The 24,772-nt window shown below is 61.9% G+C and carries 19 protein-coding genes; 11 read left to right on the top strand and 8 right to left on the bottom strand.

Going from position 1 to position 24,772, the window contains the following annotated elements:
* Window positions 1–23 precede the first annotated feature (23 nt).
* From ABAC460_RS38260 to ABAC460_RS38280, 5 genes are all read left to right on the top strand, one after another.
* Window positions 24–4,352 carry a beta strand repeat-containing protein gene (locus ABAC460_RS38260; protein ID WP_023454016.1) on the top strand — a complete coding sequence of 1,443 codons (4,329 nt, stop codon included), beginning with the start codon at window positions 24–26 and terminating at the stop codon, window positions 4,350–4,352.
* 46 nt (window positions 4,353–4,398) lie between these two features.
* A complete protein-coding gene (locus ABAC460_RS48370) occupies window positions 4,399–6,138 on the top strand; it encodes a calcium-binding protein (protein ID WP_023454017.1) in 1,740 nt (579 codons plus the stop codon).
* A gap of 33 nt (window positions 6,139–6,171) precedes the next feature.
* Window positions 6,172–8,127, top strand: a complete 1,956-nt coding sequence (locus tag ABAC460_RS38270) for a beta strand repeat-containing protein (RefSeq protein WP_023454018.1) — start codon at window positions 6,172–6,174, stop codon at window positions 8,125–8,127.
* A 92-nt stretch (window positions 8,128–8,219) separates the two neighbouring features.
* A complete protein-coding gene (locus ABAC460_RS38275) occupies window positions 8,220–8,927 on the top strand; it encodes a pirin family protein (protein WP_023454019.1) in 708 nt (235 codons plus the stop codon).
* A 109-nt stretch (window positions 8,928–9,036) separates the two neighbouring features.
* Complete coding sequence (locus ABAC460_RS38280; RefSeq protein WP_023454020.1) at window positions 9,037–9,498, top strand: COG3650 family protein; 462 nt, start codon at window positions 9,037–9,039, stop codon at window positions 9,496–9,498.
* A 1-nt stretch (window position 9,499) separates the two neighbouring features.
* Here ABAC460_RS38280 and queE read toward each other — a convergent pair whose 3' ends face one another.
* Window positions 9,500–10,132, bottom strand: coding sequence for a 7-carboxy-7-deazaguanine synthase (gene queE / locus ABAC460_RS38285; RefSeq protein ID WP_023454021.1), 633 nt, complete (start codon window positions 10,130–10,132; stop codon window positions 9,500–9,502).
* 198 nt (window positions 10,133–10,330) lie between these two features.
* Window positions 10,331–11,071 (bottom strand): 7-cyano-7-deazaguanine synthase QueC, encoded by a 741-nt coding sequence (queC, locus tag ABAC460_RS38290; RefSeq protein WP_023454022.1) that lies wholly within the window; start codon window positions 11,069–11,071, stop codon window positions 10,331–10,333.
* A gap of 175 nt (window positions 11,072–11,246) precedes the next feature.
* Between queC and ABAC460_RS38295 the strand changes: the two genes are divergently transcribed.
* Window positions 11,247–11,693 carry a PaaI family thioesterase gene (locus ABAC460_RS38295; protein ID WP_023454023.1) on the top strand — a complete coding sequence of 149 codons (447 nt, stop codon included), beginning with the start codon at window positions 11,247–11,249 and terminating at the stop codon, window positions 11,691–11,693.
* Window positions 11,690–12,121: a PaaI family thioesterase gene (locus ABAC460_RS38300; protein ID WP_023454024.1), complete on the top strand. Its 432-nt coding sequence runs from the start codon at window positions 11,690–11,692 to the stop codon at window positions 12,119–12,121. Before ABAC460_RS38295 ends, ABAC460_RS38300 begins: the two co-directional genes overlap by 4 nt.
* A 182-nt stretch (window positions 12,122–12,303) precedes the next feature.
* Here the strand turns inward: ABAC460_RS38300 and ABAC460_RS38305 are convergent, their stop codons facing one another.
* Entirely contained in the window at window positions 12,304–13,434 is a 1,131-nt protein-coding gene (locus tag ABAC460_RS38305; RefSeq protein WP_023454025.1) for a serine hydrolase domain-containing protein, read from the bottom strand.
* A gap of 143 nt (window positions 13,435–13,577) precedes the next feature.
* Complete coding sequence (locus ABAC460_RS38310; RefSeq protein WP_023454026.1) at window positions 13,578–15,248, bottom strand: lysine--tRNA ligase; 1,671 nt, start codon at window positions 15,246–15,248, stop codon at window positions 13,578–13,580.
* Window positions 15,249–15,423: 175 nt separating this feature from the next.
* On the opposite strand from ABAC460_RS38310, the gene ABAC460_RS38315 reads away from it, so the two are divergent.
* Genes ABAC460_RS38315 through ABAC460_RS38325 form a run of 3 tightly spaced genes read left to right on the top strand, consistent with a single transcriptional unit; the run spans window position 15,424 to window position 18,984 of the window.
* A complete protein-coding gene (locus tag ABAC460_RS38315; protein WP_023454027.1) occupies window positions 15,424–15,834 on the top strand; it encodes a MerR family transcriptional regulator in 411 nt (136 codons plus the stop codon).
* Window positions 15,835–15,867: 33 nt separating this feature from the next.
* A complete protein-coding gene (locus ABAC460_RS38320; RefSeq protein ID WP_023454028.1) occupies window positions 15,868–17,658 on the top strand; it encodes an acyl-CoA dehydrogenase C-terminal domain-containing protein in 1,791 nt (596 codons plus the stop codon).
* 51 nt (window positions 17,659–17,709) lie between these two features.
* Window positions 17,710–18,984 carry a serine hydrolase domain-containing protein gene (locus ABAC460_RS38325; protein WP_023454029.1) on the top strand — a complete coding sequence of 425 codons (1,275 nt, stop codon included), beginning with the start codon at window positions 17,710–17,712 and terminating at the stop codon, window positions 18,982–18,984.
* Window positions 18,985–19,113: 129 nt separating this feature from the next.
* On the opposite strand, the gene ABAC460_RS38330 is transcribed toward ABAC460_RS38325, so the two are convergent.
* Window positions 19,114–19,596, bottom strand: a complete 483-nt coding sequence (locus ABAC460_RS38330) for a peroxiredoxin (protein WP_023454030.1) — start codon at window positions 19,594–19,596, stop codon at window positions 19,114–19,116.
* A 123-nt stretch (window positions 19,597–19,719) separates the two neighbouring features.
* On the opposite strand from ABAC460_RS38330, the gene ABAC460_RS38335 reads away from it, so the two are divergent.
* Complete coding sequence (locus ABAC460_RS38335; protein ID WP_235075814.1) at window positions 19,720–20,325, top strand: YqgE/AlgH family protein; 606 nt, start codon at window positions 19,720–19,722, stop codon at window positions 20,323–20,325.
* Window positions 20,326–20,470: 145 nt separating this feature from the next.
* Here ABAC460_RS38335 and ABAC460_RS38340 read toward each other — a convergent pair whose 3' ends face one another.
* The 3 genes from ABAC460_RS38340 to ABAC460_RS38350 all read right to left on the bottom strand — a co-directional run bounded on the left by ABAC460_RS38340 (window position 20,471) and on the right by ABAC460_RS38350 (window position 24,770).
* Window positions 20,471–22,258, bottom strand: a complete 1,788-nt coding sequence (locus tag ABAC460_RS38340) for a putative bifunctional diguanylate cyclase/phosphodiesterase (RefSeq protein ID WP_023454032.1) — start codon at window positions 22,256–22,258, stop codon at window positions 20,471–20,473.
* Window positions 22,259–22,830: 572 nt separating this feature from the next.
* Complete coding sequence (locus ABAC460_RS38345; protein ID WP_023454034.1) at window positions 22,831–24,075, bottom strand: M16 family metallopeptidase; 1,245 nt, start codon at window positions 24,073–24,075, stop codon at window positions 22,831–22,833.
* A complete protein-coding gene (locus ABAC460_RS38350; RefSeq protein WP_023454035.1) occupies window positions 24,072–24,770 on the bottom strand; it encodes an SURF1 family protein in 699 nt (232 codons plus the stop codon). The genes ABAC460_RS38345 and ABAC460_RS38350 overlap by 4 nt, the downstream gene beginning before the upstream one ends.
* Window positions 24,771–24,772 lie beyond the last annotated feature (2 nt).

Raw genomic sequence — 24,772 nt, forward strand, 5'->3', positions numbered from 1 at the left:
GCCATCATCACGGAGATAAAGTCATGCTTTACAATGGGACACCGGGCAACGACAGCTTTGCCGGCGGCAGCGACAACGATACCGCGAACGGTAACGGCGGCAACGACACCCTGACCGGCGGGGTCGGAAACGATGTCATCACCGGCGATGACGGCAATGACAGCCTGGCCGGCGAATGGGGCAATGACACCCTCACCGGCGGTGACGGGCTCGACACGCTGGACGGCGGCTTCGGCGACGACGCCTTGAGCGACAGCGCCGGCGGCAGCGTGATGAACGGCGGCGACGGTTTCGACAGTCTCACGGGCGGTAGCGGGGCCGACGTGCTCAATGGCGGGACCGAGAACGACTGGCTGTCGGGCGGCGCGGCTGCGGATATCCTCACCGACGGCGAGATCGGCAATACCGAGGCCGATACCCTGGTCGGTGGGACCGGTGATGACGTCCTGATCAGCCGCGGCGGCGGCGACAGTATCGACGGCGGCGCCGGGATCGACAGCCTGGTGCTGGATCGTACCGCCTATGCCGGTGCGCTGGCCGTGGACGTGGCCCAGATGGCCACTGCGGAAGGCGCGCTCCTGGCCGACGGCACGCGGGTCTCCGGCGTGGACCTGGTCGAGATCCGCAGCGGGTCCGGTAACGACACGCTCATAGGCGCCGCGGCGGCCGACCGGCTACGGGGCGGTAGCGGCAATGACAGCCTGAGCGGTGGTTCCGGCCATGACCGGCTGGACGGCGAGGATGGCGACGATCTGCTGCTGGGTGGTGGTGGCAACGACACGCTCAATGGCGGCAACGGCATAGATACAGTCAGCTACGCCAATGCCGGCGGCGCGGTGTCGGTCAACCTTGCGACGACTACGGCCCAGGCGACCAGTGGCGGCGGTACGGACGTCCTCAGCGCAATCGAGAATGCGATCGGCTCGTCCTTCACCGACATCCTGATCGGGACCACCGGCGCCAACCGGCTGGACGGGGGCACCGGCGCGGATACGCTGTCCGGCGGCGCCGGCGATGACACCTATATCGTCGACAACACCGGCGATGTCGTCCAGGAAGGCAACAACGGCGGCATCGACACCATTTTCTCGTCCGTCACCCGCACCCTTTCGGGCGTCGGGGCGGAAGTCCTGAACCTGACCGGCAGCGCCAATATCAACGGCACCGGCAATGGCGCCAACAATCTGCTGACCGGCAACAGCGGCAACAACCTGCTGGATGGTGGTATCGGCAGCGACATCATGGCCGGCGGCGCCGGAGACGACACCTATATCGTCGATTCCACCGGGGATAATGTCGCCGAAAGCCACCTCCAGGGCACCGACACCATCCGTGCCGGCGTGAGTTATTCGCTGTTCGGACGGGCGGTCGAAATCCTGATCCTGACCGGATCGGGCAACATCAACGCCACCGGCAACGGGTTGAACAATACCCTGACCGGCAATGACGGCAACAATGTGCTGGACGGCGGCACCGGCGCCGATGTCATGACCGGCGGGCTGGGCGACGATACCTATTATGTCGATCACATCCAGGACAATGTCGCTGAACAGCATCTCCAGGGCAATGATACGGTCTATTCGACGATCACCTACTCCCTGTTCGGGCGTGCCGTCGAAGCCCTGATCCTGACCGGCAGCGCCCACATCAATGCCACCGGTAACTCGCTGAACAACGCCCTGACCGGAAATTCCGGCAACAACATCCTGGATGGCGGCGCCGGCGCCGACACACAGACCGGCGGTGCGGGTAACGACACCTACTATGTCGATATCGCCAGTGATGTGGTGACCGAAGCCTCGGGCGGCGGCACCGACCTGATCATCTCCGCGATCAGCTATGCGCTTGCCGGTGGCTTCGTCGAGAACCTGACCCTGGGCGGGACGGGCAACCTGAACGCCACCGGCAGCGGCCTGGCCAACACCCTGACCGGCAACAGCGGTAACAATGTGCTGGACGGCGGAACAGGGAACGACACGCTCTATGGAGGTGACGGCAATGACACCTATTATGTCGATTCCACGAATGACCGCGTGTCGGACAGCACGGGCACAGACCTCATCCTGGCCAGCGCAACCTTCAACCTGACCAATACCGGAACAGAAAGCCTGACCCTGACCGGCTTGGCCAATATCGACGCAACCGGGAACAGTCTGGACAACACCCTCACGGGCAACGCCGGCAACAACAATCTCGACGGCGGCTTCGGCAATGACACCATGATCGGCGGTACGGGCGACGATACCTATCAGATCCGCGGTGACGACGTGGTCGTCGAGGCCGCCGGCGGCGGCCATGACACCCTGTGGTTCCTGACGCGCCTGACCGTTCCCTATGTCCTGGCCGAGGGCGAAGTCGAATCTGTCGAGATCAAATATACCGGCTATGACGCGTCGGTTACCGGCAACGGCCGCGACAATCGCCTTACCGGTAATAACGGTGGCGATACGTTATATGGGCTGGCGGGCAATGACACTCTGTCGGGGGGCGCCGGTTTCGACGATCTGTACGGTGGACTCGGCAATGACAGCCTGGACGGCGGCGCCAGTGGCGGCCTTCTGGATGGAGGTGAAGGCGACGACACCATGGTCAGCGGTGGTGACTATACCACCTTCTATGTCGACTCTGCCGGCGACGTTATCGTGACCACACCGTCCGCGGCGAACAATTCCGCCTTTGCCTCGATCAGCTTTTCGCTGGCCGGGCGGGCGATCAAGACCCTGACCCTGACCGGCAGCGCCAATATCAATGCAACAGGGCATACCGGATTGAATACCCTGCGTGGCAATAGCGGCAACAACGTCCTGGATGGCGGCGGTGGAACGGATACCCTGATCGGCGGCCTTGGCAACGACACCTATTATGTCGACAGCAGCAGCGATAACGTCCAGGAACTGGCCGGCGAAGGTACCGACACGGTCATAAGCAGCGGCAATTACGAGCTGAAATCCGCCGTCGAAAACCTGGTCCTTTCCGGTGCGCTGGATTCCAGCGGCAAGGGCTTCAGCAATGCCAACACGATCACCGGCAATAGCGGCAATAATCTGCTGGATGGGAGCTTTGGCGCCGACACGATGATCGGAGGCCTGGGGGACGACACCTATATCGTCGACGACTCCGGCGATATTATTACGGAAGCCGAAGGCGAAGGATGGGACACGGTCAGGACAGGCGGCAACTATACCCTGACCCAGGGTGCGATCGAGGCCCTGGTTCTGACGGGAAATGCGACGTTCGGAACCGGAAATTCCCGTAATAACGCCCTGACCGGTAGCTTTTTCGACAATCGGCTCGACGGCGCGGCGGGCGACGATACGATGGAAGGTTACCAGGGCAATGACACCTATGTCGTCGACAGCACCGGCGATGTTGTCATCGAGTCCAGCGCCGGCGACGGAACGGATGAAGTCTGGGCGTCGGTTTCCTATACGCTGAGCGCATTCGTCGAGAAGCTGACCCTGACCGGCACGGCCGACATAAACGGGACGGGTAACAGTCTGTCCAATGCGTTGAACGGAAACGACGGGACCAATGTTTTAGCCGGCGGACAGGGTAATGATACCTACCTGGTCCAGAACGTGGGCGATACGGTTGTCGAGTCTGCGGGTGAAGGCGACGATATTGTCTACAGCCACGTCGATTTCGACGCCGGCAGCAGCGCCGTTGAACGTATTGTCCTGGCGGGGACGGCGGATAATGACGCCTTCGGCAATGACTTGAGCAATGGCATCCAGGGCAATATCGGCGCCAATCTGCTTGAGGGCCGCGCCGGTACCGATCTGATCGAAGGCGACGCCGGAAACGATACTCTGGACGGCGGCGCCGGAGCCGACACCATGCGCGGTGGCTCGGGAGACGATGTCTATATTGTCGACAGCCTGAACGACGTCGTCGAAGACAGCGACTACTCTGGCCAGGTGTGGTCGTCCATCAGCTACCAGCTCAACGAAGACGGGATTAACTACCTCCGTTTGCTGGGAACGGCCGATATCAATGCCTATGGCAGCGAGGAAGGTGGCGACCGCCTGATCGGCAACTCGGGCAACAACCTGATCGAAGGTTTCGGGGAAAATGACTGGCTGGACGGCGGGGAAGGCAACGACACCCTCCATGGTGATCAGGATTCCGACTACTATCATTTCGGCCTGAACAGCGGCCAGGACATGATGGACAATATCGACCCGTACACCTTCCATGACAAGATCGACATCAGCGCCTACACCCACGGCGTTGCCAACGAAAGCATGCTGACCCAGGTCGGCTACAATACCTTCATCGACCTGGGCAGCGGCAACACCATTACTGTTGTCGGCTCCGGCGTTGGGGACGTTCTCCTCTGCATGGTCTGGTAGGGGTTTGCCGAATTCAAGCTGTCAGCGCTACAGGTAGGAGAGAATTATGACCTATTTTCCGGGAACCCCCGATAATGATGTCTATGCCGGTGGCAGCGACAAGGACGGGATCAACGGACTGGGGGGCAACGACACCCTGTCCGGCGGCGATGGCCAGGACACGATCTTCGGCGGCGACGGTCACGACTGGATCGACGGCGGCAGCGGCGACGACATCATGGGCGGCGGTCTGGGCAACGACACCTTCATCGTCGACAGTACCGGCGACACCGTCCTGGAAGGCGGCAACCAGGGGATAGACCTGGTACGCGCCTCGGTCAGCTTTTCCCTGGCCGGGCGGCAGATCGAATACCTCACCCTCACGGGGCTGGCGCATATCAACGCCACCGGCAACGGGTTCAACAACCTGCTGATCGGCAATGAAGGCAATAATGTTCTGGACGGCGGCGCCGGGGCCGACATCCTGCAGGGCGGTATGGGCGACGACACCTACTATGTCGACCATGCCGGCGACAATGTCGTCGAAGCGCACCTGCAGGGGACAGACACCATCTATGCCTCCGTCAGCTATTCGCTGTTCGGCCGGGCGGTGGAGAACCTCATCCTGACGGGCGCCGCCAACCTCAGCGCCACCGGTAATTCGCTGGCGAACACCCTGACCGGCAACAGCGGCAAAAATGTCCTGGATGGCGGGACCGGCGCCGACGTGCTGCGCGGGGGAACGGGCGACGACACCTACTATGTCGATAACGCCGGCGACAATGTCGTCGAGGCCCACTATGAAGGGACCGATACCGTCCGTGCCAGCGTCAGCTATTCCCTGGTCGGGCGGGCGGTCGAAAATCTGGTTCTGTCAGGCGCCGGCCATCTCAATGCGACGGGGAACTCGCTGCACAATGTCCTGACCGGCAATGCGGGCAACAATGTCATCGATGGCGGCGGCGGCAAGGACACCATGACCGGCGGCCTGGGTGACGATACCTTCTATGTCAATAGTGTTGAAGACGTGGTTTTCGAAGCCAATAACGGCGGCAACGACGTCCTCCTGCTGAACGTCAGTGCGCCGGTCTATCTCATGCCCGAATGGGTGGAACAGGCCATCATGCTGGGGGGCGCCGGCGACATCACCGGCAATACCCGCGCCAACCTGATCGACGCCACCAACAGCAAGGTCACCAAGCCGGACAACCGGCTGGACGGCGATAGCGGCAACGACACGCTGATCGGCGGCGCCGGCGATGACACGCTCATCGGCGGAACCGGAAACGACAGCCTGGCCGGCGGCACGGGGTCCGACGTATTGAGCGGCAGCGGCGGCGACGACACCATGGTGGGCGGCACGGGCGGCGACGCCTATTCGGTCGACTCGGCGGGAGACGTGGTGATCGAAGTGTCGGAGAACAGTGTGGATTTGTTGTCGGCGTCGATATCCTATGTCCTGCCCGAGTTTATTGAGACCCTGACCCTGATCGGCACCGGCAACATCGACGGAACGGGCAACAACCTCAGGAACCTCCTGATCGGCAATGCCGGCAACAATGTCCTGACCGGCGGCGCCGGCAATGACAACTTCCACTTCGGGAGGAAGGTCGGTCAGGATACCATCGCCGACATGGACGGCGAAGAGGGCGACCGGATCGATATCGCGCTGCACACCCACGGCACGGTCACGCCGGGTATCGTCACCCAGTCGGGGGCCGATGTCCTGATCGACCTGGGCAACGGCAACACCGTCCTTGTGCTCAGCGACACGGTCGAAAACGTCCTGCCGTACATCCTTTGGTAAAGCGTCCGGCATTCACACGATAAGGATACGACGATGGCTTATTTTATTGGGACGCCGAACAATGACACCTACTCCGGCGGCAGCGGTAATGACGGAATCAACGGGCTGGGCGGCGATGACGTGCTCGACGGCGGCGGCGGCCAGGATACGGTGTTCGGTGGAGACGGCCATGACTGGCTCGACGGCGGCACCGGCATCGACACCCTGGGAGGCGGCCTGGGCAACGACACCTTTGTCGTGGATGATGCCGGCGATGTCGTTCTGGAAGGCGCCAATCAGGGTGTCGACCTGGTGCGCGCCTCGGTCAGCTTTTCCCTGGCGGGACGCCAGATCGAGTATCTGACCCTTACGGGGGCGGCGCATATCGACGCCATCGGCAACGGCCTGAACAACCTGCTGATCGGCAATACCGGCAACAATGTGCTGGATGGCGGCATCGGTAACGACATCATGGCGGGCGGTCTGGGTGACGACACCTACATTGTCGACGCCATCGGCGACAATGTCTCTGAAAACTATGGCGAAGGCGTCGACACCATCCGCTCCAGCGTCACCTATTCGCTGTTCGGACGGGCGGTCGAGTATCTGACCCTTACCGGCGATGCGTCTATCAACGCCACCGGCAACGGGCTGAACAACCTGATGACGGGCAATGCCGGCAACAATGTTCTGGACGGCGCGACGGGCAAGGATATCCTGGCCGGCGGGCTGGGCGACGACACCTATTACGTCGATAATACCGGCGACAATGTCGCCGAGAACCACCTGGAAGGCGCAGACACCATCTATTCCACCGTCAGCTATTCCTTGTTCGGGCGGGCGGTCGAAACCCTGATCCTGACGGGCAGCGCCCATCTCAACGCCACCGGCAATGGATTGAACAACGTCCTGACCGGCAACAGCGGCAACAACGCGCTGGACGGCGGCGCCGGCAATGACGTCCTCAACGGCGGCACCGGCAACGATACCCTGACCGGCGGATCGGGAAACGATAGCTACTACCTCACCACGACCGGTGACGTGGTTGTCGAAGCCGCTTCGGGAGGCACGGACACGGTCTTCACCAGCTACAACTACTTCATGGAAGGACTGGGGGTGCAGTGGGTGGAGAATATCACCTTGCTGGCCAACGCCGGCAGCATTCATGCCGCCGGTAACGCATTGAACAATGTCCTGACCGGCAACAAGGGTGACAATGCATTGTCCGGCGCGGACGGCAACGACACCCTGATCGGCGGCCTCGGCAACGATACCTACTATGTCGAGCAGACCGGCGACGTCGTGATCGAAAATCCGGGCCAGGGAAATGACACCCTCATCACCTATGTGACCTATTCTCTGGCCGACCTGCCGGCGATAGAGACGATCGACATCGGACACGCCCGGCCCGTCGGCGCGACCGGCAACGACCTCAATAACGAAATGTCCGGCAACAACAGCCATAACTTTCTGGACGGTGGCTTCGGCGATGACACCATGACCGGGCGGCTGGGCCACGACACCTACTATGTCGACTCGGCCGGCGATGTGGTCATCGAGGCCGAGGGCGGCGGCGTCGACCAAGTCGTGACCGGTCTTAGCTATAGCCTGGGCGCCTGGGTGGAGAACCTTACCCTGACGGGGGCTGCGGATGTGAACGGCAACGGGAATGACCGCGGCAATGTCCTGATCGGCAATGACGGCGCCAACGTCCTGGACGGCCGGCAAAGCATTGATACCCTGAACGGTGGCTGGGGGAACGACACGCTTACCGGCGGCACCGGCGCGGACACCTTCCAGTTCAGCACCGGCAGTAGTAACGACCAGATTCTCGACTTTCAGGGCAGTGCAGGCGACCGGATCGACGTTTACGCCTATACCGGCGGCGCCTCCAACCCGGCCCTGGTGAGCCAAAGCGGCGCCGACGTCCTGATCGACTTCGGCGGCGGCAACACGGTGCTGATCCTTACCGATACTGTTGACAATGTGGTGCCATACATCTTCTGGTAAATCCGGTTCTGGCGCATATTGTAATTGTTAAGGTTACACTTATATAGGCGTCAACTGAGTGGCATCCTGCGATGCCACGGGGAGATGTGACAATGATCGACAAGCGACCTTTCGATAAACTGGGCGGCGCCAACCATGGCTGGCTGAACGCCAAACACCATTTTTCCTTCGCCAGCTATCATGACCCGGCCAAGATGGGCTGGGGCTCCATCCGCGTGTGGAACGATGACGAAATCGCAGCCAATAGCGGTTTCCCGCCGCACCCGCACGACAATATGGAGATCATCACCTATGTCCGCGAAGGCGCCATTACCCATCAGGACAGTCTGGGTAACAAGGGCCGTACCGAGGCCGGCGACGTCCAGGTGATGTCGGCCGGGACCGGTATCCGGCATGCCGAGTACAACCTGGAAAGCGAGACCACCAAGATCTTCCAGATCTGGGTGACCCCCAGCGCCCGGGGCGACGCGCCGCAATGGGGCGCCCGCCCCTTCCCCAAGGATGACCGGGCCGGCCGTTTCGTAGCCCTGGCGTCCGGGTTCGAGAATGACGGCGACGCCCTGCCGATCCGCACTCCGGCGCGGTTGCTGGGCGCCACCCTGCTGAAAGACCAGGCGGAAACCTATCGCCCGGTCGAAACCGGCGGGCAGCGCTACCTGTACCTGGTGGTGTCGAAGGGGAAGGTCGAGGTCAATGGTGTCGAACTCGATACCCGCGATGGCGCCGCCATCAAGGACGAGGCGGAGCTGAAGATCACCGCTTTGGAAGATGCCGAGGTCGTATTGCTCGACGCGGCATAGGGTGTGGCCAACTGTCACCACCTACCCGAAATTGTGGTTGGTGTCTGGACGGATACGAACGCGGAGCCTAGATTTCAAGCTCCGCGTTTCGCTTTTGTGGAGGCCCACAGTGCGCGTTCTCCTAGTTGCCGTTCTTGCCCTGGGCCTTAGCGCCTGCGAACCGGAAATCTCCGGCGGCGAACCCGCCGCTGCGCCCGAACCGCCATCAGCGCCCGGTGGGCCAGCCGTTCCCGAAGCGCCCAAGCCGATCGTCGGCGGGGTCAATCTTAATGAGCCGGTCAATCTGGTCGGCACCGAGCCGTTCTGGAGCGTCAAGATCGAGGGTGCGACGATGAGCTATTCGTCGCCCGAAGAGCCCGGCAAGCCCTACGTCATCGGTACCACCAAGATCGTCGACGGCAACAAGGCCGAACTGACGAGCGCAGGGCTGAACGTCACCCTGACGGCGGGCACCTGTTCCGATGGGATGAGCGATCGGGTTTATCCTCTGACGGCGGTCGCCACGCTGGACGGCAAGACGCTGAAGGGCTGCGCCATCAGCGCCGCCGAAATGGCAAAGACCCAGCCCTGAACTATTTGAGACCGACCAGCTTATGGGTCTGCACGCTCATCCGCCATTGCGGATGCATCAGGCAGTAGTCGATCACCGCCTGGGTGTTGGCCGCCTGCCGCGGATTGTCCTTGGGCTGAAGATAAAATCGTTCGAATTGCATTTCCAGGAAATCGGATGGATCGACATTTTCCTGAGGCCAGACAAGCTTTAATTCCTGCCCACTTTTCTGATGCAAGCGATTTTCACCTTTCGGCGAGACGCAGATCCAGTCGATACCGGCGGGCGCCTTCAAGGTGCCGTTGGTCTCGACAGCGATGAAATAGCCGGCGGCCTTGACCGCCGTGATGAGGTCGCTGTCGAGTTGCAGCAGGGGTTCGCCGCCGGTGAAGACCACCGCCTTGTCCGCCGCCCTGCCCTCGCCCCAGACGGCGTCGAGCGCCGCGACGATATCGGCGGGCGTAGCGAACTTGCCGCCGTTCTCGCCGTCGGTGCCGACAAAGTCCGTGTCGCAGAAGTCGCAGGCGGCGGTGACGCGGTCCTGCTCACGGCCGCTCCACAGGTTGCAGCCGGCGAAACGGGCGAAGACATTGACCCGGCCGGCCTGGCCGCCTTCGCCCTGGAGGGTGAGGAAGATTTCCTTGAAACTGTACATGGTGGGGATTTAGCGCCGTTTCCGTTCGAAATCCATGGTCGCGTTAGCAGGGAATTTTACCACGGACCATACGGACCACACGGATATCAAATTCGGTTGACCGCGCCGCATAGCGCAACCGTTCACCAAGTACGCCGCTGCGCGGCAGTTCGCCTGGCCCCCGAAGTCCGTGCGGTCCGTGTGGTCCGTGGTAAAAAACTATCGCTCGGCGTGCTGCTTCATTTCCAGGAAGTGCTCGAACCCGGTCTTACGAAGTTGACAGGCCGGGCAGTCGCCACAACCATAGCCCCAGGCGTGGCGTTCGCCGCGTTCGCCCATATAGCAGGTGTGCGACTCTTCCACGATCAGGTCGACCAGGGCCTGGCCGCCCAGGTCCTGCGACAAAGCCCAGGTCTGGGCCTTGTTCAGGTACATCAGCGGAGTGTCGATGGTGAAGGGCCGCTCCACGCCGAGGTTCAGCACGGTTTCCATGGCCTTCAGCGTGTCGGCGCGGCAGTCGGGATAGCCGGAAAAGTCGGTTTCACACATGCCGCCGACCAGGTGGTCGATGCCGCGGCGGTCAGCCACGGCGGCGGCATAGACGAAGAAGACCAGGTTACGGCCCGGGACGAAGGACGACGGCAAGCCGCGTTCGGTCATGACGATGGCGGATTCGCGCGTCAGGGACGACTCGGCGACCGCGCCGAATCCCTTCAGGTCGCAGACATGGTCTTCGCCCAGGCGGGCCCTGGCCAGGGGATAGACGTCGCGGAAGCGCGCCAGCAGGTTCTGGCGCACCGTCATCTCGATGGCGTGGCGCTGACCGTAGTCGAAGCCGATGGTTTCCACGCGGTCATAGGTATTCAGTGCCCACGCCAGGCAGACGCTCGAATCCTGGCCGCCCGAGAACAGAACAAGGGCGGAGTTTGCGGCGGGGACCTGGTCCAGATACGCGGACATCGAAATGGCTTCCTGTGGAACAAAACGGAACCTTATCTAAAAAGCCCCTTTTTGCCGTTTTGCAAGGGGTTTTTGCTGCGGCGCGCCATCGAATTCCGAGGTCAGGCGCGGTTTAGACTTTGACGTTCGCGGAAACTTGGACGAAAATGGCGGCCAGTCCCGGTAGGAATCGCTCATGAGCCAGCCGCTGCCGTTTTCCAACATGTTCGCCGAGATCGTCGGCCATACGCCCTATATGAAGGCGATCGGAGTACGCTACGTCGGCACCGGCGCCGATGGGGTGACCCTGGCCCTGCCCTATCGCGACGACCTGGTCGGTGATCCGGAGACCCGGGTGTTCGCGTCGGGCGTGGTGACGGCCTTGCTAGACAATACCTGCGGCATGGCGGTGTGGGACCGGATCAACGAATTCAAACCGCTGGCGACCCTGGACCTGCGCATCGACTATATGCGTCCGGCCATGCCGGACAATGAGCTGAAAGCGACGGCCCGGTGCTACAAGCTGACCCGGTCGGTCGGCTTCGTGCGCGCCTTTGCCTATGAGGTCAGTCCGGACGATCCGGTGGCCGCGGCCCAGGCGGCGTTTATCATCAGCAATCCGGCTTTGAGGGCAAAAGCATGAGCGAAGATCTCAGCAAGCTGGCGCGCAAGGATATCTGCATTCCGGCCGAGGTGTTGGCTGCCATCCCGTTCGCCCAGTTCTTGGGTGTGAATGTGGAGCTCGCCGGCGATGAGTTGACAGCGCATCTGCCGTTCCAGGACAAGCTGATCGGCAATCCGATGATTCCGGCGCTGCATGGCGGAGTGATCGGGGCGTTCATGGAAATCACCGCCATGGCGCAATTGGCTTTTTCCGAGAAGTTCGATCACATCCCGAAACCGATCGATGTGACGATCCAGTATCTACGCTCGGGCAAGCCCGTGCACACCTATGCCCGGGCGGTGTTGAACCGGGTCGGTCGGACGGTGGCCAATGTCGAGGTGTCGGCCTGGCAGGAGCAGAAGAACCATCCGATTGCGACATTGCAGGCGCATTTCCTGATCGGGTAGCGCTCGCGCTATCCTCCACCGCTTGCGGGGGAGGTGGCGAGCAAGTGAGGCCCCCTATGGGCCGAAACGCGTCGAGACGCAGGGGGCGTTCCGAGTTCCCGGCTCCCCCTCCGTCTCGACTTACTACGCCTTCGGCTTCGCTCGCTCGACACCTCCCCCGCAAGCGGTGGAGGATAAGATTGTTATTCCGCGCTCGGTGTGAACCCGTATTCCCAGTCGTAGGGCACGCCGGTGTCGCCCAGGAACAACTTGATCAGGTCGGGAAAGGCCTTTTCGGCGCGGACGTCGTTGGCCAGGATCACCACGCAGCGTTGGCCTTTTTCGATGCAGACCATCGTGTTGCCGGTCGTGTCGTTGTGACCGCCCTTATAGAAGCCCGGACCTTGCGGGCCGTCGAACACCACCACGCCAAGGCCGGCATAGAGGTCCTTGCGTTGCTGTTCAGGGGGAAGTTCCGGCTGGAAGCTGTTGAATTGCGAGCGGGTTGTGATGTGAAGCTGCGGTTTGCTCAGTTCGGCGCGGGAGTTTGCAGTGAGGCCGTCGCCGCGGACCAGGGCGGCGGTGAACTTGGCGATATCTGTGATGGTCGTGTCCATGGAGCCGGCGGCGCGGACCTTGGATCGTTCGTCGTGGGGTTCGGTCTGCCCCTCTTCGCCCCAGCCATCGGCCAGGTTGCCGGCGAAGTCCGGGCGCCAGATCAGCGAGGTCCGTGCCATGCCCAGGCGGTCGAATTGCGTTTGGGTCAGTTGGCCGACATCGAGGTTGAGGCCTTTTTCGATGGCGAACTGGAGCAGGATAATGCCGTCACCGGAATAGGCATAGCGGGCGCCGGGGTCGAAATGGATACGCAGCTTCCCGTCGGGCTCGAGGAAGCCGAAATTGGCAAAGCCCGTGGAATGGGTGAGGATGATGCGCGGGGTGATGTTGCGCCAGCGGGGGTCGGTTTTGAGCGGCGCGTAGTCGGCGTATTTGGGTTCTTCCGGATAGTCCGGCAGAGGTTTGGGCAGGACGTCGGCGATCGGTGTATCGAGGTTGAGCTTGCCCTGATCGACCAGTTGCAGGGCGGTATAGGCCATGACCGTCTTGGTCAGGGAGGCGCCATACATGATGGTGTCGGGCGTCAGCGGGTCGTTGTTGGTGTTCCGGATGCCGTAGGCCTGGGTATAGGCGACCTTGCCGTTGTCGATGACGGCGATGGCAAGGCCCTTGGCGCCGGTGTCGGCCATGGCCTTGTGGACGGCCGAGTCGATGTCGGCCGGCGCGGGGATCGCACTGCTGAGCAGGGCGTAGAGGGCGAGGCTGGCAAGCGACATAGGCACTCCTGTAATGGGGTTTGGGGCCTGAGGCCCCAAGTCTTCCTCTTCCTCCCCTTGACCTCGCCCCCTTGAGGGCGAAGGTCAAGGGGAGGAAAAGAAAAAGATGTGGGGTCGCGGACCCCACACCCCATAACAAGGGGCTAGGCGACCACCAGCTTGCCCTCTACGCCCTGCTCAAGCAAGTCGATCGTCCGCTCCAGACCGAAAATCGCCACGAACGACCCGAACCGCGGCCCCTGGGACTGGCCCAGCAGCACTTCGTACAGCGCCTGGAACCAGGCCCGCAGCGGCTCGAATTCATGCACCTTGCCGACCTCGAACACCAGGTTCTGCAAGGTTTCCGCATCGCGCGTATCGGCCGGCAGAGCACGGAACCGTTCCGCCAAGTCCCGCATCGCCGCCGCTTCACGCGCATCCGGCAGGCGGAACGCTTTCGACGGCTTCACGAAGTCCTCGAAATAGTTCAGCGCATAGCCGGCCAGGCGGTCCAGCAGTGGCTCAGACTCGGGCGTTGCGCCCGGAATATAGGCGCGCAGGAAGCCCCACAACGTCTCCTTGTCCGAGGCATTGGCCGCCGACACCAGGTTCAGCATCAGCCCGAAGGTCACCGGCATACCCTTGCCGACCTCCTGACCGCGCAGAACGAACCACACCGGGTTTTCGATTTGTTTGGCCAGCTCCTGCTTCGGATAGGCCTCCAACTGCTGCAGGTATTCGTCCGTCGCCCGCGGGATGACGTCGAAATACAGCTTCTTGGCCGACTTGGGCGACTGGAACATGTAGTAGGCCAGGCTCTCCGGCGCCCCGTAACGCAGCCAGTCCTCCATCGTCAGGCCATTGCCCTTCGACTTCGAAATCTTCTGGCCCTGCTCATCCAGGAACAGTTCGTAGTTGAACCCTTCGGGCGCCACGCCCCCCAGCACCCGGCAAACCTGAGACGACACCTTAACGGAATCAATCAAGTCCTTGCCGGACATCTCATAATCGACTCCCAAGGCTGCCCATCGCATGGCCCAATCGGGCTTCCACTGCATCTTTACATGGCCACCGGTCACCGGCACCTCGAAACGCTCACCGTTTTCCTCGAACACGATCGTGCCCTTGGCGACATTGCGCTCCAGGGTCGGCACCTGCAGGACATGGCCGGTCTTCGGCGAGATCGGCAGGAAGGGCGAATAGGTCGAACGGCGATCCGGCCCAAGCGTCGGCAGCATAATCTTCTGGATATCGTCGAAACGCTCCAGAGCCGTCAGCAGGGTCGTATCGAACACCCCACCCTTGTAGCAATCGGTCGAGGAAAGGAATTCATAAGTGAATCCAAAGCCATCCAGGAACTTCATAAGACGGTTGTTGTTGTGCTGACCGAATGACGGATGCTCGCCGAACGGATCACGGACCACCGTCAAGGGCTTATACAGGTCTTCACGCAATATCTCAGGATTGGGGATACCTTCCGGCACCTTGCGTAATCCGTCCATGTCGTCGGAGAAACAGATCAGCCGCGACGGCCACAAACCATTGGTCATGGCGTCGAAGGCCTGACGCACCATGGTGGTGCGCGCGACCTCGCCGAAGGTGCCGATATGCGGCAGCCCCGACGGCCCATACCCCGTCTCGAAGATCACCGGGCGGCCCAGGCCTTCGAAATTGCCCAGGGCCTCATCCAGCTTGCCCACCTCGATCAGGCTCAGCGCCTGTTTCTGCGCCTCATGCCCTTGAACACGCGCCTTGATCAGGCGCGCGATCAGAGCACGGGCCTGTTCAAACGGCCATGCGCGGCCGGCGTAAGCAAGAGAAGCGAGAGACGACATAATCGGGAGGTTACCTTTCAACGGTTGAAACACGCGCCAGCCTTTAAGCCGCAAGGTCTGATGCGTCAATGCGGAAGGGTAAGGTTCCCCTTACGGCAACAAAATTGTTGACGTAGCGTCCAAACCGCCATATGTTTACGTTGACGTCAATGTAAACTTTTGCCATAAGACACCCATGGACCACTCCCGTACCTATTCCATTCGCCAGCTCTCCAAGGAGTTCGATGTCACTGCCCGCGCCCTGCGTTTCTACGAGGACAAGGGCCTGATCCATCCGGAGCGCAAGGGCCAGACCCGTCTCTATTCCGCCCGCGACCGGGCGCGCCTGCAACTGATCCTGCGCGGTAAGCGCCTGGGTTTCTCGCTGATCGAAATCCACGAAATCCTCGACCTCTATACGCCGAAGGACCATGGCGTCGCCCAGATGCGCGCGACCCTGGGCAAGTACCGCGGCCAGATCGAGACCCTCAAGCGCCAGCGCGAAGACATCGATGCCGCCATCCACGACATGCAGGACGGCTGTGTCTGGCTGGAAGGCGAGATCACCAAGGTGGAAGCCGAAAACCTCAAGGCGGACAACGCCTAAGAACAACAGACTAATCTACAGGATGAATGCCAGATGGCCTACAAAGCCCCGGTTCGCGATTATCAGTTCCTCATCGCGGATGTCTTCAAGACCGATCAGTACAACAATCTGAAGGGCTTTGGAGACGCCGATTCGGCCACCGTCTTCGCCATCCTGGAAGAGGCGGCCAAGTTCACCGAGGAGGTCGTCCACCCGATCAATATCAGCGGTGACAAGGAAGGGTGCACTCTCAACCCGGTGACCCACGAGGTCACGGCGCCGAAAGGGTATAAAGAGGCTTACAAAGCGTTGAGCGAGGCCGGTTGGACCGCGCTGTCGGGTGACCCGGCCTATGGCGGCCAGGGATTGCCACATTTCGTGAATACAGCCTTTTCGGAAATGTTGTCGGGCGCCTCCAGCGCGTTCGGCATGTATCCCGGCCTGACCGAGGGCGCCATCTCGGCGCTGACCGCCGGCGGGACGCAAGACATGAAGGACCTGTACCTCCCCAAGCTGATCTCCGGCGAGTGGTCGGGCACGATGAACCTGACTGAACCGCATTGCGGCACCGATCTGGGCCTGCTGCGGTCGAAGGCCGTGCCGGCGGAGGACGGTTCCTACAAGATCAGCGGCCAGAAGATCTGGATCTCGGCCGGCGAGCATGACTTCACCAGCAATATCTGTCACCTGGTCCTGGCCCGCATCGAAGGCGCGCCGGAAGGCGTGAAGGGTATCTCACTGTTCCTGGTGCCCAAGTTCATCCCGGATGCCGACGGCAAGCCGGGTGAGCGCAACAGCCTGCATTGCGCGGGGCTGGAGCACAAGATGGGCATCCACGGCAATTCGACCTGCGTCATGGTCTATGAGGACGCCAAGGGCTTTCTGCTTGGGGCCCCGAACGAAGGCCTGAAGATCATGTTCTACATGATGAACGCCGCGCGGTACGGCGTGGGCCTGCAGGGCCTGGCGATCGGGCACGCGGCCTATGTGGCGGCGGCGGACTTCGCCAAGGACCGTTTGCAGGGCCGGGCTTTGACAGGGCCGAAGTCGCCGGACAAGCCGGCCGACAGCATCCTGGTTCACCCGGATGTGCGGCGCATGCTGCTGGAGTCGCGGGCCCTGATTGAGGGCGGCCGGGCGTTTCTGACCTGGGGCGCCTTGCAGGCCGACTTCCAGCATGTCGCGGAAGATGAAAAGGACCGCGAAAAAGCCAGTGATTACATGGGCTTGTTGACGCCTGTGTTGAAAGCCTATCTGACGGAAAAGGGCCTGAAGGTCACCCAGGACGCCATGCAGGTGCATGGCGGTTCAGGCTTTACCGAGCACTTCCCGGCGTCGCAATATATGCGCGATGTCCGGATTACCCTGATCTATGAAGGCACCAATGGCGTGCAGGCTTTGGACCTAGTCGGTCGCAAGCTGCCGTCTAAGGGTGGCCGCGCCATGCAGAGCTTCCTGGGCGAGATCGATGCCTATATCGCGGCGGAAGAGGCCAATTCGGCCGTACCGCAGTACATCAAGGCGTTGAAGGAGACCAAGGCCAAGCTGATGGACGGGACGCTGTGGCTGATGCAGAACGGCATGGGCAATCCGGACAATGCCGCGGCGGGATCGCTGGATTATCTGAACATCTTCGGCCTGACGTGTCTGTCGTACATGTGGGCGCTGATGGCCAAGGAAGCACAAGCCAAGATCACCGAAGGTTCGACTGATCCCTTCTATGCCGGCAAGCTGAAGGTCGGCCGGGTGTTCCTGGAGCGTATCTTACCGGAAGCCGATGCCCACCTGGCCAAGATGAAGGGTGGCGCCGAAGCCATCATGGCCCTGGAAGACGAATTCTTCTGAGCCTTTAAAGCTTCATCATAGGCTGATAGGTTCCACCAAAAGGGGCTTGTCATGCTGAAGAAGATTCTGGCCGGGATCGGCGCTGTCGTGCTGGCGCTTGTTGTTGCAATGGTGGTGTGGCTGAGCGTGGCACCGCCCAAGCTGCTGCGGGTCGGCACAGGCTATGCCGCCAAGATCCTCTGCTCCAATGTTTTCCTGGCTGGGCGCAATCCCAAGGCCGTGCTGGCCGACGATGTCCAGGCACCCGGGCATCCGGTGTTGAAGCTGGTATCGTTCAATATTGACGACCAGGTGGTGACGGTCCGTCTGCTGGGTATGTTCGCGCCCAGCGTCGCCGTGTATCGACCGGGCCTTGGCTGCGTCAATGTTCCTGACTTCTTTGTCTCTAAGGTCCGCAGGCTGAGCCTGCCCGAGGTCAAGCCGGAGCCCCAGGGCGCACCGATTGCCGCCGCAGGAAAGCTTGCCGATATTCTCACGGATAAGGCCTTGACCGGTCCAGGCCTGCGCGCCGTTGTGGTGATGCAGGATGGCAAGGTTATCGGAGAAGCTTATGGCGACGGATTTACACCGGACACGCGCCTCCTCGGCTGGTCGATGACCAAGACGGTCAATGCCGCTCTGATCGGCCGGGCCAATGTCAATCTTGATCAGGTTGTTGCGCCCAACGTCACGATCCGCGACCTCGCCGCCATGAAGAGCGGCCTGGCCTTCAACGAGGACTATGGCGGCGTGTCAGACGTCTCGCGCATGTTGTATCTGGAGCCAGACATGGCGGGCTTTGCCGCGGGTATGCCGGCTGGTGAGAAAAAATACGCCTATTCAACGGGATCGAGCCTGATCCTGACACGAAGCTGGATGAAGGCTGTGGGCAAGGACGCCCTCACCTATCCGCGCGAAGCCCTGTTCGGCCCGCTGGGCATGACGAGCGCCGTGTTCGAAACCGACGAAAGCGGCACCTTTGTCGGCGGGTCCTATGTCTACGCCACGGCCCGAGACTGGGGCCGGTTCGGGCAGTTCCTGATGCAGGACGGCGTGTGGGAGGACAAACGGTTACTGCCTGAGGGATTCGTAGGATTGATGCGGACCTCGAACGGGTCGGAGGAAGGCTACAGTCAGATGCAGTCCTGGCTCAAAGGCCCCGGCGAAAGCGATACCGGCAAGATGGCCGGGCTGCCAGCGGACACCTTCTGGCTGCGCGGCCATGACGGTCAGACCGTGACCATCATCCCGTCGCAACGGTTGATTGTCGTGCGGATGGGATTGACGCCGTGGGATCTGGGATACCGGCCTGAGGCGCTGGTGAAAACCGTGTCGGAAACGATGTAGTACTGCCAGCAAGCGAAGCCAGGCGCTCGTAACGCCCCCTCCGTCTCGACGCGCTTCGGCCCATAAGGGGCCTCGCTTGCTCGCCACCTCCCCCGGCCTCGCCGGCAGGCAAAGCGGGGGAGGATAAGGTTAAAGCTGTTCCAGCACGTGCTCCGCCGACGACACGCGGAACTCGCCCGGCGCTTCGACGAACAACTGATCGACCTTGCCGTCCTTGACGACCATGGCGTAACGCTTCGAACGCCCGCCCATGCCGAAACCGGTACCGTCCAGTTCCAGGCCCACCGCCCTGGCGAAGTCGCCATTACCGTCCGCCAGCAGGACAACCTCGTCGACAATCCCCTGGTCCTTGGCCCAGGCCTTCATCACAAAATAGTCATTCACCGAGGTACAGGCGACAACGTCGACGCCCTTTGCCTTGAAATCGGCGACATGATCCTTGAAACCCGGCAGGTGGCGGGCCGAGCAGGTCGGCGTAAAAGCCCCCGGAACGGCAAACAGAACCACGGTTTTACCGGTAAAGAACTCGCCCACCGTCGTCGCCTGGGGAGATTCCGCGCCGACCACGGTCAGCTTGAGATCGGGAAGGGCATCACCGGGTTGCACAGTCATGGAAGTCTCCTTAAATTCACCTTGCCGGGGACCTATATAGATATCGCCACCACGGGCCAAGACGCCGCCTGCAATATATGTTAGGCTTCGCATAAAGGATGTGTGATGACCGGACCGGACGCCATGACTGACGACCCTCTGTCGCTGCAGGGACAACTCCTGATCGCTATGCCGGGCCTCGCCGGCGAACCGTTCGAACATTCCGTCGTCTATGTCTGCCAGCATGACGAAAACCACGCCATGGGGCTGATCCTCAACCAGCCGATCAATGGCCTGAACTTCGGCAAGATGGTTCGCGAACTGGGAATCGACAGCGGTGATCGCGCCCCGTCCCTGCAGAAGATCTTCCGCGGCGGGCCGGTCCAGAACGACCGCGGCTTCGTGCTGCATAGCCTGGACTATCAGATCGACAAGATCACCGTCGAACTGGGCGGGCCCTTCCAGGAAGGCCAGGACGGCGAAGAAACCGGCATGGGGTTGACGGCGTCACGTGACATCCTGGTCGACCTGTCCAGCGGCACAGGTCCGGCACGCAGCGTGATCGCGCTGGGCTATGCCGGCTGGGGCCCCGGTCAGTTGGAAAACGAATTGGGCGCCAATGCCTGGCTGGTGGCGCCGGCCAGTCAAGAGTTGATTTTCATGAGCGAGCCGGAGCAACTGTGGTCGGCGGCGCTGGCGACCCTGGGTGTTGAACCGGCCCATCTGTCCGGTACTGCCGGACGGGCGTAAGACTTTTACCACGGACCACACGGACCACACGGACGCCTTGGAAGTTCTGACGCCGCGCAGCGGCCTCGCCATTTGATGACGCTGCACGGCGGTTTCCGGTAAATCCTGAAGTCCGTGTGGTTCGTGTGGTCCGTGGTAAAAAACCTTACGCGCTTAAGGCATCCGCCTTGTATCCCAGCGAATTCGCCAGGAAGGCTTCCGCCTCGGACGGTTTCAGCGCCTTGGCAAAGCCCCAGCCCTGCCCCATCTGGCAGCCCAAAGCCGCCAGGCGATCGGCCAAGGCCATGTCCTCGACGCCTTCGGCCACCACGTCCAGCCCAAAGTCGCGGCCCAGGGTCAGGATCGACCGCACGATCTTCTCCGAAGACGCCTCGGTCTTCATGGTGTTGACGAAGGAACGATCAATCTTGAGCGTATCGAACGGCAGCCTGGCCAGGTAGCTCAGAGACGAGAAACCGGTGCCGAAATCGTCCAGCGCAATCCCCGCGCCGGCCGTACGCAGATCTTCCAGAATACGCGCCGACGCCTGCGGATCGCGCATGACGTCGCTTTCGGTCACCTCCAGCTTCAGCATCTTGTTCGGCAGGCCGGCATCACGGATCAATCGCGACACGTCCTCGATCAGATGCAGGCGCTCGATTTCCGGCGCCGACAGGTTGACGCTGATGAAGAAGCCCGCCGGAAGGGCGTAGGCCTGCTTCCACTTGCCGAGCACCCGAACCGTGGTGTTCATGATGATGGTGCCCAGGTCGACCATCATGCCCAGGTCACGCACCGCCCCCAGGAACTGGTCCGGCGGAATGACACCGCGGCGCGGATGCACCCAGCGCGCCAGGGCTTCGAAACCGGTGATCCGGCCTGTGTGCAGGTTGACGATAGGCTGATACCAGGCATGGATCTCACCGCTGACAAAGGCCTTGCGCAGTTCAGCTTCCAGCGCCAGGCGCGTCAGTCCGTCGCTTTCCAGGTCGCGCTTGTAGGAGGCGACTCCGCCGGCGCCCTTGGATTGCGCCGCTTCGACGGCCATCTCGGCGCGGCGCAGCAGTTCAGCCGCCTCCAGCGCCTGGTCGCCGCCATCGACCGATACTGCGCCCATGGAGAAGGTCGGCTGGATGTCGAAACCGGCAACATTGATCGGACGTTCCAGGGCGTTGCGCATGCGTTCGGATACACGTGGGAAACCCCGCAGGGTCAGGACAGCGAACTCGTCCTCGCCGAGGCGAGATAACAGGGCATTGTCAGGGAAGGCATCGCGCAGACGCAGGGCCAGCAGTTCGAGAACGATATCGGCACGTTCGTGGCCCAGGGCCTCGTTCAGCCGGCGGAAACGGTTGAGATCGGCCACGACCAGATCGTAGTCGCCGGGTTTTCTCAACACTTGACCGGCGCCGTGCAGGAAGCCCTGGCGGTTCAGAAGGCCGGTCAGAGGATCGGTATGAATATCCTGCAGCGGAAGGCCGTCGTTGTGATCGGTTTTGCCTATGGCCTTCTTCAGACCGATATCACGGCTAAGGTCGGTGATCAGGCCCAGGACCTGGCCGCGCGACACCTTGCGGCCTTTGAGATAGACCAGGCGATGGTCGCGCAGGCGCAACAGGCATTGGATGTGGCCTTCGCCCGGCTGGGCGGCGTGGACTTCGAGCGCGCGGAACTGGCTGTCGAGACGGTCGACCTCGCCCGGTTCGAAGGCGGGATCGAGATCATCAAGGAAGACCCGGCTCCACAGGGGCGGCAAACCGAGGTGACGGAGGTCGCCTTTGAATTCGAACAGGCGCTGGCTCAGGTCGTAGGACCACAAAAGCGCGTCGGCGGACTTCAGCGCTTCCATCTGGGCGGCGCGGCTGTCGATGGTCATACGTGGGTCGACGTCGCGCAGCACGTCCTGCCCTGACGGTCCGCCCATTTTCCAGCCGAAAAGATTGATGTCCGACATGCTGTGCCCCGGTGTTAACCGTGAGCCTTAACCAAGAGTGTTACTGTTCGGATAAGGAAAGGCCTTGTGGTGAAAGGAACCGGCGTTATTTTTGCGCTGCAAACGATTTTGGGCGTTAGGACTTGGACTGCAGACCCTGCTTCAGTCGGGAACCTCGTCCGGCAAGGACAGAAGCGGAAGGACGAGGAATTCCGGATGGCTGATCCTCCACGCGAAGCGCTCTAATTGATATTGCTTCAGGCTATGCTCCGTCCCTTCCTTCAACCGGAATTCCGTGCCTTCCGTGCACGCCGCCGCAGGCGGCGCTTCAGTGTTTTCCGTGTTCCTCTTAATAGCCTCCGGTTTGTCTGAGGGTTTTAAGAGGAACACGGAACACACGGAAGCCGCTACGCGGCACCACTGAAAACACGGAATTCGGGATGCTCCTATACATATGAGACAGGTCATACCATCGGTAGGAAGGCGCTTCGCGCGGGAGAACGGTCAACCGGAATTCCATGTCGTGCCGACTCTTTCCATGCCGTGGTTCCCCCTTGGGAAAAGCCAGGCTGCACGGACCAAGGCCGTTTTGGCTACGCCGCCAGGGTCATGGTTTTGGGGCCCAGCAGGGCCGAGGCGCCGGGTTGGGAAGCGACAGCGCCGCCGACGCGGACCAGGTCGTCGCGAGTCACCGCCGCGATGTCCACGGCGACCTCGTCCAGCGTAAAGACCTTGTCAAACACCGACATCTGGCTGGCAAAGGCCGCGGCGCGCGAACCCGCGCCTTCGAAGTTCAGGAACAGCGAGGTGGTGAACTGGGCCTTTGCCCGCTCCAGCTCCGACGGCTTCGGATCGGCCGCCAGTTCGGTCAGAACGCGGCGGATCAGTTCGCTCAGCGGCGCGACATCCTTGGGCGCGCAACCGGCATAGACGCCGAACACGCCGCCGTCACGATACGGCGTGGTGTAAGAGTCGATCGCGTAGGCCAGGCCCCTCGCCTCACGCGCTTCCTGGAACAGGCGCGATGCCATACCGCCGCCCAGGATTTCTCCGAACAGCCGCAGCGGAATGATGTCCGGATCGGTGCGGCCGATGGCGTCGAAACCGAGCGTCAGGTTGGCCTGTTCGATGCGGCGCTTCTGGACGGCATGGCCGGGGGTGAAGCGCAGGACATCGGGTGCCGCGAAGCCGGCATGTGGCGCAACCGGGCCGATCAGCGGTTTGGCGGCGGCGAAGACCTCTTCGGCCGTGACGCCGCCCGAGATGCAGATGACGATGCGGTGCGGCGCGTACAGCGTGCCGGCAAAGTCGCGCAAAGGTTCCGGTTTCGCCGGGTTCAGGCTTTTGCGGCTGCCCAGGATCGGCCGGCCAAGGGCCTGGTCCTGGAACATGGCTGTCTGCAGCAGGTCGAAAACATGGTCGTCCGGTGTGTCGAAAGCTTCCAGGATTTCCTGGGCGATGACCTTCTTTTCGCGTTGCAGTTCGGTGCGGTCCAGTTGCGGCCGGAACATCAGGTCAGTGACGATCTCCAGCGCCAGGGGGAGCAGCGACGACAGGCCGCGGACTTCGAACCGGGTGTGTTCGTAGCCGGTCGAGGCGTTGATGCTGCCACCCTTGTGTTCGATGGCTTCGGCCAGGGCGCGGGCGTCGCGGCCGCCGGCGCCTTTGAATACCATGTGTTCCAGCAGGTGGGCCCAGCCCGATTGCGCCTCGGTTTCGAAGCGCGCCCCGCCGTGAATGAGGGCGTTGAGGGCAAAGGTCTTGACGCCGGGCATTGGGTCAACCAGCAAGCGCAGGCCGTTGTCGAACGTATAAAGGCGTTGTCCGTCCAGAATCATAGTTTCCGCATGCGTTGGATCACGAAGGCGATGTACATGCCCAAAAGGGTCAGGGCCAGGGCGAACCAGGTCAGGGCGTATTCGAGGTGACGATTGCTCAGTTCAGCGGTCAGGTGCCCCTGCTCCAGGTCTTCGACCGAAACGCCGGACGGCGCCTGGTCCAGCATGACGAAATAGTCTTCGCGCAGATCGGGCGCGCGCAGGAACGGCCCCATTTCCAGCGGCGAACGCCAGTACCAGTCATTACGGATCGGATCGTTCATTGGTGTGACCAGGCCGGCCTTGTCATAGGCGCGCAATCGGCCGACCGGGTGTTCGATGGTCAGGGACGGCTGGAGCCGGGTTTCGGCAAAGCCCAGTTCGACCAGGATGCTCCTGTCGCCGGCCGGACAGGCCACGAGCAGGCGATAGCCGGGCTTGCCGTTGCTGAGGCTGTTCATGTGGATGATCATTTCCGGCGACACGTCACACCGCGTCAGGGCGACCGAGCGCCAGGCCGGTTTCTTTGAGGCCAGCACCTTGTCCAGCGGCTGCGGCGCCTGGGCCTGGGTGCTGGCCAATTCGGCGAGCAGACCCTTTTTCCACATCAGACGCTGGACCTGCCAGGCGCCAAGGCAGTTGAGGATGACGAAGGCCACCGCCACCGCGATGGTCAATCCCTTGGGCATGGCTTGGACGAAACGGGAGAGGCTCATTC

This window comes from Asticcacaulis sp. AC460 (assembly GCF_000495795.1).
GTDB lineage: Bacteria > Pseudomonadota > Alphaproteobacteria > Caulobacterales > Caulobacteraceae > Asticcacaulis.